8 protein-coding genes, 1 pseudogene and 1 CRISPR repeat array (1 of these 10 running past the window's edge) are annotated in these 16,335 nt (G+C 32.1%); of the genes and pseudogenes, 5 read left to right on the forward strand and 4 right to left on the reverse strand.

Annotated features, from left to right (window positions below; all coding sequences use genetic code 11):
- Positions 1–77: 77 nt before the first annotated feature.
- Positions 78–1,487: an FAD-dependent oxidoreductase gene (locus tag ES044_RS00250; RefSeq protein ID WP_147117405.1), complete on the reverse strand. Its 1,410-nt coding sequence runs from the start codon at positions 1,485–1,487 to the stop codon at positions 78–80.
- A gap of 93 nt (positions 1,488–1,580) precedes the next feature.
- The gene (gene kynU / locus ES044_RS00255) at positions 1,581–2,840 is read right to left on the reverse strand and encodes a kynureninase (protein ID WP_147117404.1); all 1,260 of its coding nucleotides are present in this window, start codon (positions 2,838–2,840) and stop codon (positions 1,581–1,583) included.
- A 168-nt stretch (positions 2,841–3,008) separates the two neighbouring features.
- On the opposite strand from kynU, the gene ES044_RS00260 reads away from it, so the two are divergent.
- Positions 3,009–4,196, forward strand: a complete 1,188-nt coding sequence (locus ES044_RS00260) for an SH3 domain-containing C40 family peptidase (protein WP_147117403.1) — start codon at positions 3,009–3,011, stop codon at positions 4,194–4,196.
- A gap of 198 nt (positions 4,197–4,394) precedes the next feature.
- On the opposite strand, the gene serA is transcribed toward ES044_RS00260, so the two are convergent.
- Together serA and ES044_RS00270 are read right to left on the reverse strand one after the other, a co-directional pair.
- A complete protein-coding gene (serA, locus tag ES044_RS00265) occupies positions 4,395–6,287 on the reverse strand; it encodes a phosphoglycerate dehydrogenase (RefSeq protein ID WP_147117402.1) in 1,893 nt (630 codons plus the stop codon).
- Positions 6,288–6,427: 140 nt separating this feature from the next.
- Positions 6,428–7,249, reverse strand: coding sequence for a hypothetical protein (locus ES044_RS00270; protein WP_147117401.1), 822 nt, complete (start codon positions 7,247–7,249; stop codon positions 6,428–6,430).
- Between the two features lie 185 nt (positions 7,250–7,434).
- Between ES044_RS00270 and gcvP the strand changes: the two genes are divergently transcribed.
- The 4 genes and pseudogenes from gcvP to ES044_RS19315 all read left to right on the forward strand — a co-directional run.
- Entirely contained in the window at positions 7,435–10,278 is a 2,844-nt protein-coding gene (gene gcvP, locus ES044_RS00275) for an aminomethyl-transferring glycine dehydrogenase (protein ID WP_147117400.1), read from the forward strand.
- Between the two features lie 1,036 nt (positions 10,279–11,314).
- Positions 11,315–12,136, forward strand: coding sequence for a type IV toxin-antitoxin system AbiEi family antitoxin (locus ES044_RS00280; protein WP_147117399.1), 822 nt, complete (start codon positions 11,315–11,317; stop codon positions 12,134–12,136).
- Positions 12,133–12,936, forward strand: coding sequence for a nucleotidyl transferase AbiEii/AbiGii toxin family protein (locus ES044_RS00285; RefSeq protein ID WP_147117398.1), 804 nt, complete (start codon positions 12,133–12,135; stop codon positions 12,934–12,936). The genes ES044_RS00280 and ES044_RS00285 overlap by 4 nt, the downstream gene beginning before the upstream one ends.
- A pseudogene (locus tag ES044_RS19315) lies at positions 12,936–13,664 on the forward strand (type IIL restriction-modification enzyme MmeI); the annotation flags it as partial. The gene ES044_RS00285 and the pseudogene ES044_RS19315, both read left to right, overlap by 1 nt.
- Before the next feature lie 56 nt (positions 13,665–13,720).
- A CRISPR array of direct repeats spans positions 13,721–16,335; the repeat unit is 46 nt; unit sequence GTTGTGAATTGATTTCAAAATTGTATTTTTAGTGAGAATTCACAAG; it runs 3,130 nt beyond the window's last position.

Consider the following 16,335-nt stretch of genomic DNA (forward strand, 5'->3'; position numbering starts at 1 on the left):
TTACGCTGTAAAATTATATTTCATATTTTTTTCCCACAAACCTGCTCACTTCTTCCCTTCGGGAAGACTGGGATAGGCTAGAGAGCTGCAACTTTATCTTCTTCTAAAATACGATTTGTTTCAACAATCACTTTCTCTAGAACCACTTTCAACTCTTCTTTTGTCATCTCTAAATGCGTGTGAATTTCATCACCGGCAATCATTTGCAACAGCGCTTTATCTTGTGCTCTACCTCTTCTCATCGCTTCGTCATAGCCAATATGCTCATTAAAAGTTACCAAAGAGTACTTTGACGAATATTGCGTTGGAAATGTTTTCTCCAAATCCATTTCTATCTTTCTTTTTTCTTTAAAAAGCGGATTTGCAACATGCGCTCTCATCTCATGATAATTATCAATCGCTAAAGCTGCAATGGCATCTACATCGTGTTTTCTAGCTTTTTGATACGCTTTAAAAATAGCATCCCAACTCTCTAAATCTTGATTCAAAACTTCATCTAACACAAATACATCTTCAAAAGAAGCGTTCATTCCTTGGCCATAAAACGGTACAATTGCATGAGAAGAATCGCCAATTAGCAGCGTTTTACCTTTATAACTCCAAGGCGAACATTTTACAGTTCCTAAAGGTGCTGTAGGATTGTTGATAAATTCTTCTTTTATATTCGGAATTAGCGCCAAGGTATCTGGAAATTCTTTCTCAAAAAACTCCGTTATTTTCTCTTCGGATGTTAGGTTCTCAAAATTAAACTCCCCTTCATCATAACTTAAAAATAAGGTTACTGTAAAACTACCATCCATATTTGGTAAAGCAATTAACATAAAGTCGCCACGAGGCCAAATATGCAAATGTCCATTACTTATTTGATGCTTTCCATTTTTATCCGCAGGAATCTCTAATTCTTTATACCCATGATTTAAATAATCTTGAGAATAGCTAAACAAGAATTTTCGTTCTGCCATATAACTTTTTCTTAAAGAAGAACCTGCACCATCACCGCCAAAAATCACGGTTGCATCTATAGAAAAAGTTTCTTTCGTTTTATAATCTTCAAAATGAGCAATTCCTTTTTCTATATCAACATGGTTACATTTTTTATTAAAATGAATGTTTACATTTTCATGTTTTTCTGCTTCATCTAATAAAATTGCATTTAAATTTCCACGAGAAATAGAGTTGATATACTCATTTTCTCGCCCTGAATAATTAGAAGAAAAGGTATTACCGGCTGTATCATGCATTAATCTGCCATACATAGGTATGCAAATTTCTCTCGCTTTTTCTTCCATTCCGCATAAGCGCAATGCTTTTAAACCACGGTCTGACAACGCTAAATTGATAGAACGCCCAGCAGAAATAGCTGTAGTTCTTAAATCGGGTCTACTTTCGTACACCTCGACTTTATAACCTCTTTGTGCTAGTCTTAATGCGAGTAATGAGCCACAAAGTCCGGCTCCAATTATTAATATCGTATCTTTTTTATTCATTCTAAATTTTTATATCCGTTCGAGCGCAGTCAAGAACTAAATTAAATTCGTTATTTTTTTTAAAGAAGCTGAAATAAATTCAGCTTAACTGTTTTACAAAAGTGTTTGTAAAACAGTCACCATCCTATAAACATCTTTATAACTCGTATACATTGGCACTGGCGCGCATCGTATTACGTCGGGTTCTCGCCAATCTGTAATAATATTATTTTCTGTTAGCTTTTTATGCAAACTTTTATCTGCGTTTTTAACTTGAATTGATAACTGACAACCTCTTTCTTTCGGGTTGCTTGGTGTGATAATTTTAATATCATCAGAACCAATTTCATTGATTAAAAACTCGAAATACCCAGTTAATTTTTCTGATTTTTCTCTTAAAGCATCCATGCCAACGGTATCAAATAAATCTAAAGAAGCTTTGATGGCCGCCATTGATAATATTGGCGGATTCGATAATTGCCAACCCTCTGCTCCTTCCATCACATCAAATGGTTGCCGCATATTAAAACGCGTTTCTTTGTTATGATTCCACCAACCTGCAAAACGCGGTAAGTCTTTATTTTTTGAATGTTTTTCGTGCACAAACAGTCCTGCTAAACTTCCTGGTCCTGAATTTAAATATTTATAGGTACACCAGGCTGCAAAATCGACATTAGAATCGTGTAAATTGGGTTGTACATTTCCTGCTCCGTGTGCCAAATCAATTCCTACAACACAGTTTTTTGAATGACCGATTGCTGCAATTTTTTTCAAATCTAAAAACTGACCCGTATAATAATTTACACCACCAATTAAAAGTAGTGCAATTTCATCACCTTGATTGGCAACAATGGTTTCTAAATCTTCTAGCTGCAATAATTGTTCCCCTTTTCTTGGTTTCCATTCGATAACATCATCATCTGAAAAACCGTGGAATTTTAATTGCGATTGCACCGCATATCGATCTGAAGGAAACGCGTCACTTTCAATTACGATTTTATATTTTGTTTTGGTAGGTCTATAAAAAGACACCATTAACAAATGTAAGTTGGTCGTAAGCGTATTCATTACTACTACTTCCATAGGTTTTGCGCCTACAATTTTCGCCATTTTATCGGTTAAATATTCGTGATAATTCAACCACGGATTCTTCGCTTCAAAATGACCTTCTACACCTAAATTTGCCCAATCTTCTAATTCCTGATTGATGTATTCTTTAGTCGCTTTTGGCTGTAAACCCAAAGAATTCCCGGTAAAATACATCCATTCATTCCCGTTTTTATCTTTCGGAATATGAAACAGACTTCGCAGATGAGCCAGTTTATCTTTCTGATCTAATTGTTTTGCAAATACTAACGAATTTTGATATTCCATTTAATATAAAACGATTTAAACCAAATATAAAACAATCCTATTGAGAATTCAATGATTTAGACACAAATTTCGTGAAATACCATAAACAAATCTCTGGTAATTCAGAATGATTTCCTTCCTTTTACAAAACAGTATTTAGTTTTGTATTTTTGCAAAAAATCATTCTTAATGAAAATCCTAAAATACTTCTCTGTGCTATTATTGCTTGTTTTTATGTCTTGTAAAAATGACTCAAAAACGATTTCTGAAATAGAGCGAATTCATTCTTCGATAAAAAAAGATTTTGCACCGGATAAACGTGTTGAATTATTTGACATTCAATTTAGCACGTCAAATGAGAAATTTATTTTAACAGGAGAAACTACTTCTAAAGAGGCATATATGTTACTTTTAGACAGTTTAAACGATAGAAAATTAACGTTTGTTAATAAGGTTCGAATGCTACCCGACTCTGCCGTAGGAAAGCAACAATATGCTGTTGCTAGAAATTCTGTTATTAACATTCGTTCTAAACCCAAGCATTCTGCCGAATTAGGCACGCAAGGTTTGTTAGGCATGTCTTTAAAAATACTAGATAAGAAAGGTGATTTTTACAGAATTCAGACGCCTGATAATTATATTTCTTGGGTTGATAAAGGAGGGATTACAAAAATGACAAAAGATACCTTTGATCGCTGGAATGCATCAAAAAAAATCATTTTTACGAAGAATTTTGGATATGTATATGTTGATGCATCAGAAGATTCTCAAATTGTTTCTGACATTACTTTAGGCGGCTTGTTGCACTATATTTCTGAAGATAATCAATTTTATAAAGTAAAATATCCTGATAACAGAACAGGTTTTATCAAAAAAGAAGAAGGGATTATGTACAGTTCTTGGTTACAGAATTTCGTTACATCCAAAGAAAACATTGAAACTGTTGCCAAAAAAATGGAAGGTTTTCCATATTTATGGGGCGGGACCTCTAGCAAAGGAATGGATTGCAGCGGCTTTACGAAAATGGTGTATTTAATGAACGGTTTTGTAATTCCTAGAGATGCTTCTCAACAAATAAATGCTGGTAAAACTGTGGACACAAATTTAGATTTTTCTGATTTACAAAAAGGCGATTTATTATTTTTCGGAACAAAAGCAGAAGAAAATAAAAAACAAAAAGTAGTGCATGTTGGTATTTGGCTGGGTAATAATAAAATGGAATTTATTCATGCTTCTGGAAATGTTCATTTAAGTTCTATGGATAAAAATGAGACTAATTTTGATGCAATGAATAAAAACAGATACTTGGGAAGTAAACGTTATTTAGGGGTTAAGGATAAGAATATTGTTGATTTGAAAAAGAAGATAAAGCTTTAGTTTGCAGCTATTTAACAGAGATTCACAAAGACATTTTTCAATTGCAAGGGGTTTCAACCCCTTGTAAAATGATTAAAAAAAGAAATCTATTCATTGAAATAAAGAGATTACTTCTTTCCTAACAATAACAGCAGGCATAAAAAAAGCCTTTCAAATAATTGAAAGGCTTTTTTTTTTAAAAGATTTAACAATCTAGTCTTAATACAAAACTCTAAACTTAATTGTACCTTCTATATTTCTTAATTTTTCAATTACTGATTTGTTATATTCTTTATCTAAATCTGTAATTACATAGCCTACTTTAGAATCTGTAGATAAATACTGACCTATTATATTCAAATCGTATTTTGCTAAAATCTTATTGATCTTTGCCATAACACCGGGCACATTTTTGTGAATATGTAAAAATCGGTGCGCATTTGTTTGTCTCGGCAAACGAATATTCGGAAAGTTGACAGCATCTACCGTATTTCCAGAATTCATGTATGCCATTATTTTACTCGGCACAAAATCTGCAATATCTCTTTGGGCTTCTTCTGTACTTCCGCCAACGTGAGGTGTTAAAATTACATTTGGTAATCCTTGTAATTCTGTAAAAAACTCACCGTTTTTTCTTGGCTCTTCTGGATACACATCAATTGCTGTACCTGCAATTTTACCTGATTTTAAAGCAGCAACCAACGCCGGAATATCGACAATAAAACCTCTTGAAAGATTGACTAAATGCGCACCATCTTTCATTTGGCTAATTTCTTTTTCTCCGAAGAAATTTTTATTCGCAGCATTGTCATCAATATGTAAGGTAACCACATCAGAAATTGACAATAAATCTTCTAACTTAACTATTTTCTTTGCATTTCCTAAAGCCAATTTATCTTCTACATCATAATAATACACATCCATCCCTAAAGCTTCTGCCAAAATAGAAAGCTGCGAACCGATGTTACCATACCCTATAATTCCTAATTTCTTACCACGAACTTCTCTTGAGCCCGCTGCCGTTTTGTTCCACTGGCCATTATGAATTTCTGTGCTTCTTTGAAAAACAGAACGCATTAACATAATAATCTCGCCAATTGCCAATTCAACCACAGAACGTGTGTTGCTGTAAGGCGCATTAAAAACAACGATTCCTTTTTCTTTACAAGCCTCTAAATCAATTTGTTTGGTACCAATACAAAACGCACTTACCACCATTAATTTGTCTGCGGCATCTACAACTCTTTGAGTAACATTTGTTTTAGAACGAATTCCTAAAACATGCACATCTTTTATTTTTTCTATCAATTCATCTTCAGACAAACTTTTAGAAACTGTTTCTACAGAAAAACCATCGGTAGACAACTTTTTAAAAGCATCTGGATGCACGTTTTCTAATAATAAAATTTTAATTCTATTTTTCGGATATGAGATATTTCTTGTCAAATTGTTTACGTATAAAAATTCATCTAAATTTGGGGCAATATGGTCTGCGTTCTCTGTTGTTTTATCTCTTGAAATATTTTCTGTATACGCAAAAAACTTGTGCGCCACACCTGCTTCACGCGTTACATAATCGCTATAACCATCGCCAATAACTTGCACTTCTCCATCTAAATTCATGTCTCTTAAACACTGAATTTTTCCGTTGTGTTGTGATAGTGGATTGTGAGCATCAAAACCAATAATTTCTCCGTCTGCTGCAAACTCAAACGTATTTGCAAATACTTTTTCTGACGGAATGTTGTATTCTTTTACAATAGGATCTATAAATTCTTTAAATCCGCAGGAAATGACATAAATATCATCTGCATACAACTTAAAAAACTCTTTATTTCTTTCGATAGATATGGATACTTGCTTTTTTAAATCTTCTACTAACTCGGTTAAATTAGATTTATTAGCTTTTAATAATTTAATTCTTCTTTCTAAAGATGCTGTAAAAGATATTTCGCCATCAATTCCTAAATTGGTAATGTCTATTATTTCTTGAATAATTTCATCTTTTCTAGGATCATTTTTGAGCGTAATTTCGGCTAAAACATCTAGCGCCTCTACTCTTGTTAATGTGCTATCAAAATCGAAAATATAATTTCTTTTTATGGTACTCATTCCTCTAAAACCTTGGTTGAATTTAAGTGGGTAAAGCTACAAATATCGTAAGTAATTCAGTAGCTATTTTACAGTTTTATGAAATCTGTTTTATTTGCGAGAGATATTAAAATAGTTGATAAAAAAAACAACAATTCTCTTTAAAAATTATGGAATCCTAAAAGAACTAACCACCACACAATGGGCAAAGACTCTACCCAGAAAGAGCTATAGTATTTAGATTGTGTTGTTTCTGCCCTCATTAAGAGTAAAATTGTCAGAAAAAAGAACATCATAAAAGGTGTTTTCACCATCAATTCTGTCGCAAAAAGATACTCTAAAACTAATGCAAAAATCAGCAACATTAATCCTAGTCTCTTGGTTTTTTCTACGCCAATTTTCTTGGGGATTGTTTGCAGAGAAATAGCATCGTATTGCACATCTCTAATATCAAAAGGAAGTATTAAAACCACCACAATTAAAAAACGTTGTAGCGTTAAAAACACCACATTTAATGAGATGGCACGGTCTGCATCTATAATTGGCAGTAAAACTGTAAAGCCAGCCCAAACCAAAGCCACTACTATTATTTTTAAATAACTTATTTGTCTTAAATTTTTATGAAATCCGCTTAAAAAAGGAACGGCGTATAAAACTGTTAACAAACATAAGGGAATAGAAAATAATAAAGTATTTACCTGTATAACAAACCCAAAATAACACAAGGCTAAAAAGCATAAAAACGAAAAAACCTGAATAACTTTTAGATTGTCTGTTAAACTTTTATGGTGAAGTTTTGCCACTCCAGCATACTTTACAAAGTTATACCCTGTAATGGTGCCAAAAAAAATAAAATAATCGATGTTTTTATCATAAGAAAGATCAAAATATATTTCAGTAACTTTTAACAATGCATACACGGCAAAAGCAACATGAATGCTTGCATTAATGTAAAAATTTAAGACCTGTTTTACTACCTTCATACCACAAAAATAACTTTTTGTTTATAATTATTCTATATAGTTGATAATTAATTATATCACCCCCGCTTTTTGGCGTTTTATAATTTATAGAATGCTTATTTTTGTAATGTATATAAAGTATATATTTTAAAATTTAGTAGGCAATCAGATAATTCATTGAGTTATCAATAATTTTAGACGCACAAATGGATACGAATTCGTTTCAATTAAGACACATTGGCCCTAGCAAAAAGGAGCAAGACAAAATGTTACAAACCATTAAAATTGATAGTTTAGATCAATTAATTAATGAGACAGTACCTGATAATATTCGTTTAAAAGTCGATTTAGATTTAGAACCAGCCATGAGTGAATACGAATACTTGGGGCACATTAAAGAATTATCAGAAAAAAACAAAGTTTTTAAAAGTTACATTGGTTTAGGCTACCATGAGGCGATTGTGCCGAGTGTAATTCAGCGTAATATATTAGAAAATCCGGGTTGGTATACAGCGTACACTCCTTATCAGGCAGAAATTGCTCAAGGTAGATTAGAAGCGTTGTTAAATTATCAAACCATGATTTGCGATTTAACAGGCATGGAATTGGCAAACGCTTCGCTTTTAGATGAAAGTACTGCTGCTGCAGAAGCAATGGCTTTATTGTTTGATGTTAGAGAACGTGCAAAGAAAAAAGCAGGCGCTAATAAGTTTTTTGTTTCTGATGAAATTTTGCCACAAACATTGTCTTTATTACAAACTCGCTCTACGCCAATAGGCATTGAGTTGGTAATAGGAAACCATGAAGATTTCGATTTTGCAGATGATTTTTTCGGTGCAATTTTACAATACCCTGGTAAATTCGGACAAATTTTTGATTATGAAACTTTTGTTGCAAAAGCAAATGACAACGATATAAAAGTTGCTATTGCCGCAGATATTTTATCATTAGTAAAATTAAGAGCACCCGGAGAATTCGGAGCATCTGTTGTAGTAGGAACTACGCAACGATTAGGAATTCCGTTAGGATATGGAGGGCCTCATGCAGCATTTTTTGCAACTAAAGAAGCATACAAAAGAAGTATTCCTGGACGAATTATTGGTGTTACCAAAGACATGAACGGAAAGCGTGCCTTAAGAATGGCATTGCAAACTAGAGAACAACATATTAAACGAGAAAAAGCAACCTCTAACATTTGTACTGCACAAGTTTTATTAGCGGTTATGGCAGGAATGTATGCTGTTTTTCATGGAAAAAGCGGAATTCAGTTTATAGCAGACTCATTGCATGACAAGACAAGTACGCTAGCAAATGCTTTATCAAATTTAGGTATTGAACAAATAAACACTTCTTACTTTGATACACTTACCGTAAAAACGGATGCTAAAAAAATTAAAGTTGTTGCAGAAGCACATAAAATAAACTTTAATTATATAGATGATAATACGTTGTCTATTTCTTTAAATGAAACTGTTGGTTTAAAAGAACTAAATGCAATTGTTACTGTTTTTACAGAAGCTTTGCACTTAACTGCAGACACTATTTACTCTATTTCTCAAGGAAATAATATTCTTATCAACGCACAAAGAACTACGTCATTTTTAGACAATGAAATCTTTAACAAGTATCAATCGGAAACGGATATGATGCGCTATATTAAAAGATTAGAACGTAAAGATTTAGCCTTAAATCATTCGATGATTTCTTTGGGATCTTGCACCATGAAATTGAATGCAGCGTCTGAAATGTTGCCTTTAAGCAATCCGCAATGGGGAAACATTCATCCCTTTGTACCTTTAAATCAGGCAGATGGGTATCACGAAGTTTTAAGAAAATTAGAACATCAATTAAACATTGTAACTGGTTTTGCAGGTACTTCTTTGCAACCAAACTCTGGCGCACAAGGAGAATTTGCTGGGTTAATGACCATAAGAGCATATCATTTATCAAGAAATGATGGGCACAGAAATATTTGTATTATTCCGGCTTCGGCACATGGTACAAATCCTGCTTCTGCGGTAATGGCAGGTATGAAAGTAATTGTAACAAAAGCTGCGGAAAACGGTAACATCGATTTGAATGATTTGCGCGAAAAAGTATTGCTTCATTCTGATAATTTAGCGGCATTGATGGTAACCTACCCATCAACACACGGAGTTTTTGAAAGTGAAATTCAAGAAATTACTCAAATTATTCATGATCACGGAGGTCAAGTATATATGGATGGCGCAAATATGAATGCGCAAGTTGGGTTAACAAATCCGGCAACGATTGGTGCAGATGTTTGTCACTTAAACTTGCACAAAACATTTGCAATTCCGCATGGTGGTGGTGGCCCAGGCGTGGGTCCTATTTGCGTAGCGCCACAATTGGTACCATTTTTACCATCAAACCCTATCATTCCTACTGGCGGAGAACAAGCAATTACAGCAATTTCTGGCGCACCTTGGGGTTCTGCTTTGGCTTGCTTAATTTCTTACGGCTATATTACCATGTTAGGTTCTAAAGGATTAACAGATGCTACAAAAATTGCAATTTTAAACGCCAACTATATTAAAGAGCGTTTAGATGGGCATTATCCTACTTTATATACAGGCGAAAAAGGCCGTGCTGCACACGAAATGATTATCGATTGTAGAGATTTTAAAGAACGTGGTATTGAAGTTGTAGATATTGCAAAACGTTTAATGGATTATGGTTTTCATGCGCCAACAGTTTCTTTTCCTGTAAATGGCACCATGATGATTGAGCCTACAGAATCTGAATCTATTGCAGAATTAGACCGTTTTTGTGATGCGATGATTTCTATTCGCAAAGAAATTGTAGAGGCTACGCAAGACGAAACTAATAATTTGCTCAAAAATGCACCGCATACACTAGAAATGCTAACGGCAGATGAATGGGATTTTCCATACACAAGAGAGCAAGCCGCTTTTCCTTTAGATTTTGTTTCTGATAATAAATTCTGGCCTTCTGTTAGAAGAGTTGATGATGCATACGGAGATCGAAACTTAATTTGTTCTTGTGCTCCTATGGAGGCATATATGTAACACACACAATATTTTTTAAGATTTTAAAACCGTTTTTTTTTACTAAACTTGATTTAGTAAATTAGAAACGGTTTTTTTTGTTTGTACGTCAAAAAAACTACAATAGTAGCTAAAAAGTAGTTGCAATTTATTCACTTATTTTAAACTACAGATCAATAGAAAATCTGTTAGAAAGGTTTTTCTGAATTCCTAATTTAAAGGAACAGCTTCGAAGAGCGCCTTCGAGGTATCAAAAAGGAATCCTCTTATACTATTTAGACGCATAACATGGTAGGTATTAAGCCCAAGATTCCGCTAGATACTAAAACAAGTGCAGCATATGGAACAGGATTAGTTCTAGTAACAATTTTGAATTCATAGTTGCGCTATTTTTCAAAATTGAGTTTCACTCATAAAAAATGACAAAACTGTTTTAAAAGTGTTATCAATGCTTGGTTTTCATTTACTGAATATTATTTGGCAGATAGAGAACAATTTTTTGTTGCTAAAAAATTAATTAACGTAAAAATTTATCTGTTTGTTCCTCTTTTTCTTATCTTTATACGTATAGAAATCTGGTTAACAACCAGGTACCTCTACTTACATTTTATAAAAACACTACTTCTTTTTATAATTTATACTAGTATATTTATTCATAAATACTAGTACTTTCTGTAAAATATACTAGTATTTTTAGAAAAAACAAACGTATCCGAAACAAAAAACTTACCTATGTTTGTCAAAAAAGTAAAGTGTGTTTTATAAAATTTGTTGGGAATTGATTTCAAAATTGTATTTTTAGTGATAATTCACAAGATTAGTTTGCTATAACCAGACTTGTACACAAGCTAAAGCCAGTTGCACAGTCAAGCACATTTCATTTTTTTCGTACCTCAAAAAATAAAAAGAGCTTGCCTTTTTCCAACGCTACCACATACCGAAACTTATCTTTTATATCTATTTAGTCAGTAACAAGCTGACTTAACTACATTGAAAAGTAAATTATTTAAATAATTATTTGTATCCTTGTAGTCAGTTTTAAGCTGACGCATAAACTATGAGAACAAAAAACATATCAACACAATCAAATAACATTCTGACTTACTTTAATAAGTTAGACCAAGATTGTTTTGCTTATGCAGAAGCAATAGACGCTTTACCAAATTCTAGCAATAGTGCCTTAAAGGAATTATTGAGCGATATGGTAAAAAGAGGACTTTTGATGCGTTTAAAAAAAGGGTTATACTATATCATTCCCTATGAAAAAGATGCAGAATCTTTTATGCCTGATTGGCACCTCATTGCTGGACATCTTACAAAAGGAGAAAACCACTATATTGGTTATTACTCGGCCTTGCAAATACACAATTTGATTACTCAACCATCACTAAAAGAACAAATTGTTGTTTCAAAACAAGTTCGACCTTCAATAATTAAAATAAAGAATGTTGATTTTCAATTCGTTTACCATAACAAAAACCATTTTTTTGGAGCTAAAAAAATATGGGTTGATAGCTTTCACAAAGTCCTTTGTTCTGATTTAGAAAAAACATTTATTGACTGCTTATTCAAACCTGATTATGCAGGAGGAATTGTTGAAATAGCTAGAGCAATTTATACCTCAAAAGACAAAATTAAGTTTGACAGACTTCTTGAATATACAGAACGTTTCAAATCGCAAGCAGTTATTAAACGTTTAGGGTTTTTATTAGAAATATTAGAAATAGAGACATATATTATTCCTAAACTTAACAAGCTAAAAACAACATCTTACGTGCTTTTAGATACCGAATTACCAAAATCAGGTAAAATGATTAGTCGTTGGAGTATTCAACAAAATTTAGAAACAGAAACTATTAAATCTGCCATTTACACGTGATAAAACCAGGAGAAATACAAAACAAAGCTCGTGCAGTTGGTGTACGAGACCAACAAATTGAAAAGGATTATATACTTTCTTGGATTCTTCAAGGAATAGCACAACATTCTACGGTTTCAAAAAAAATAGTTTTTAAAGGTGGAACAGTTTTAAAGAAAATCTATTTTGAAGATTACCGATTTTCAGAAGACCTTGACTTTACGTTATTGGATGATTCAATAACCAATGAACAAATTTTTGAATGGTTTACAGAAGTCTTTGAATATATAAAAGAAGAAGCAAATATTCCGCTTGAAATCATTGACGATAACGAACATCAAGATGGCGGAATTAATTTCTATATCAGTTATGTTGGTCCGCTTGGTGGTTTAGGTGCAAATAAAAAAGTGAAAGTTGATATTTCAAGAAGTGAAAAATTAGTGTTAGAGCCTGTTTTGAATAATGTATTTATTGGCTATTCAGACCAAGAAGAACACCAACTACTCTGCTATTCTCTAGAAGAGGTGTTGGTTGAAAAGCTACGTTGTGTAATGCAACGAATGCAAGCTAGAGATTTTTATGACATTTGGTATTTATTGGAAATACACAATATGGATATTGATTTTTACATAGTAGAATTTAGACAGAAATGTGAAAGCAAAGAAATTGACCCAACAGAGTTTCACGCTAAACTAGAACAAAGGTTGCCACAATACAAAGGACGTTGGCAAAAATCTATGGCGGACCAAATCCAAGATTTACCAGACTTTGAAACCGTTTTACGTGCATTAATGCGTCATTTAAAGAAATTAGAACTCTAATGAAATCAACCGAAATAAAAACTAATGTTCAGAACTTAATAGATACCTTCTCAAAAGAAGAATTTATCTATGATTTGTTAATCGCTTACGGAATTTCAAAAACCTCTGTAACTCGACTTAAAAAAGGCGATTACAATTTTGCCAAAGCAGATGGCGAAATCTTATACAAAAAGAAAATATTCTTTAAAGTAGAAGCGACTGATAAACTATTGAGTAGCATTGAAGAAATTTCCAAAGATGAACAAATTTTAAAGCACAAACCAAGATTTGTAATTCTTACAGACTACAAACAAATAGTAGCAAAAGATTTAAAAGTAAATAAACTGTCTTTAGATATTAAACTAAAAGAATTACCCAACTATTTCGATTTCTTTTTGCCATTAGCTGGAAGTGAAATTTATACTGCCAAAAATGACGATGAAGCTGATAGAAACGCTTCATACAAAATGGCAGATTTATATGATTTGCTAATTGAAGAAAATCCACAGATTTACAAATCAAAAGCTAGTATTCATCATCTTAATATTTTTCTATCTCGTTTATTATTCTGCTATTTTTCAGAAGATACAGGAATTTTTAAAGAGAATATTTTCACAAATACGTTAGCTCAACATACAGCAGAAAACGGAAAAGACACTCATACTTTTTTAGATAATTTATTCGACAGATTAAACGATAAAAAAACAGATAAATATCAAGATTATTTAGCAAAGTTCCCTTACGTAAATGGAGGATTATTTAATGACAGCATAAGTTCGCCTGTATTTCCATTCATGCAATGCTTGTTGTGAATTGATTTCAAAATTGTATTTTTAGTGAGAATTCACAAGAGATGTTTAATGTTTTAAAAGCGTGGATAGGTTGTGAATTGATTTCAAAATTGTATTTTTAGTGAGAATTCACAAGATTCAATCAAATAGGTTGGGAAGTGGAGGGGTTGTGAATTGATTTCAAAATTGTATTTTTAGTGAGAATTCACAAGAACTATTGCCCAAGAATTTAGTGAAATTGTGTTGTGAATTGATTTCAAAATTGTATTTTTAGTGAGAATTCACAAGTTAGCAAATGATTTTGGTAAGATTATTATAGTTGTGAATTGATTTCAAAATTGTATTTTTAGTGAGAATTCACAAGAAGCAATTGATGCGACTAACCCGCTAGATGGTTGTGAATTGATTTCAAAATTGTATTTTTAGTGAGAATTCACAAGTACTTTAACGCATACATTTTTGAGAGTGGGGTTGTGAATTGATTTCAAAATTGTATTTTTAGTGAGAATTCACAAGAGGCTGGTTATAATTATGATGAAATGATGCGTTGTGAATTGATTTCAAAATTGTATTTTTAGTGAGAATTCACAAGAATGGCAAAACAAGGAAAAACAACAACAATGTTGTGAATTGATTTCAAAATTGTATTTTTAGTGAGAATTCACAAGTGACTAGAATTATCTAATGCCAAAGCATCTGTTGTGAATTGATTTCAAAATTGTATTTTTAGTGAGAATTCACAAGGAAAAAATAGTATATAATACCGATGTCAATGTTGTGAATTGATTTCAAAATTGTATTTTTAGTGAGAATTCACAAGAGTTGATTTGGTAGCAAAGTACAAACAGCTGTTGTGAATTGATTTCAAAATTGTATTTTTAGTGAGAATTCACAAGCTAGTTGGTAGACGCCTGTTTTTCTGTCTTGTTGTGAATTGATTTCAAAATTGTATTTTTAGTGAGAATTCACAAGTACAAATCGTTCATAGTAAACTTTGTAGTCGTTGTGAATTGATTTCAAAATTGTATTTTTAGTGAGAATTCACAAGTTGCACCATTTGAAACCTCGAAACGATCTAGTTGTGAATTGATTTCAAAATTGTATTTTTAGTGAGAATTCACAAGATCTCCTCTTGCAAAGCTCCACAAACAGGAGTTGTGAATTGATTTCAAAATTGTATTTTTAGTGAGAATTCACAAGAATCTTCTGAAAATTTTAACGCATTAGGTAGTTGTGAATTGATTTCAAAATTGTATTTTTAGTGAGAATTCACAAGATTTACACTGTCATTTAAACCCGTTAGCCTGTTGTGAATTGATTTCAAAATTGTATTTTTAGTGAGAATTCACAAGTACTATTTTATTATATTCATCTATTCGTAAGTTGTGAATTGATTTCAAAATTGTATTTTTAGTGAGAATTCACAAGAGAATACACAAAGACATCAAGTCCAGTTAAGTTGTGAATTGATTTCAAAATTGTATTTTTAGTGAGAATTCACAAGTTCTATCTTCTCCTTAATTGCATCACGTATGTTGTGAATTGATTTCAAAATTGTATTTTTAGTGAGAATTCACAAGATAAGAGGATTGAATATCTACAGTTTCACTGTTGTGAATTGATTTCAAAATTGTATTTTTAGTGAGAATTCACAAGTCTAATGTTTTAATAGTAATAGATCTCCTTGTTGTGAATTGATTTCAAAATTGTATTTTTAGTGAGAATTCACAAGCAGAAAACTCCAACGTTAAACCCTCTGTATGTTGTGAATTGATTTCAAAATTGTATTTTTAGTGAGAATTCACAAGATTAACTTACTAAACGAATTATTTACGCAAGTTGTGAATTGATTTCAAAATTGTATTTTTAGTGAGAATTCACAAGTTTCTGCAATTTATGCAATAGCTGTCGAGAGTTGTGAATTGATTTCAAAATTGTATTTTTAGTGAGAATTCACAAGTTTTAGAGGCATGTGGCCTACTAATGGGTAGTTGTGAATTGATTTCAAAATTGTATTTTTAGTGAGAATTCACAAGTTTAAAAAGAATTATATCACCAAAACAAGAGTTGTGAATTGATTTCAAAATTGTATTTTTAGTGAGAATTCACAAGCAAATCGAGCAGACACGTTGTTTGCTGCTAGTTGTGAATTGATTTCAAAATTGTATTTTTAGTGAGAATTCACAAGTTCCTCATTTTGTGGATTACCAATTACAGAGTTGTGAATTGATTTCAAAATTGTATTTTTAGTGAGAATTCACAAGCTCTAGGTTATATTGCTCCACAATTTAGCAGTTGTGAATTGATTTCAAAATTGTATTTTTAGTGAGAATTCACAAGTACCAAGCGGAACTAGATAATAATTACCCAGTTGTGAATTGATTTCAAAATTGTATTTTTAGTGAGAATTCACAAGGTAGAAACGGTTTGGGATCATAATAATTCAGTTGTGAATTGATTTCAAAATTGTATTTTTAGTGAGAATTCACAAGCATTAAATGCCGTTTTAGTTGTTGCATAGTGTTGTGAATTGATTTCAAAATTGTATTTTTAGTGAGAATTCACAAGTCAAAAGGAAATTAAATATATACCTTCTAAGTTGTGAATTGATTTCAAAATTGTATTTTTA

The organism is Polaribacter sp. IC066, from assembly GCF_007997085.1.
Lineage (GTDB): Bacteria > Bacteroidota > Bacteroidia > Flavobacteriales > Flavobacteriaceae > Polaribacter.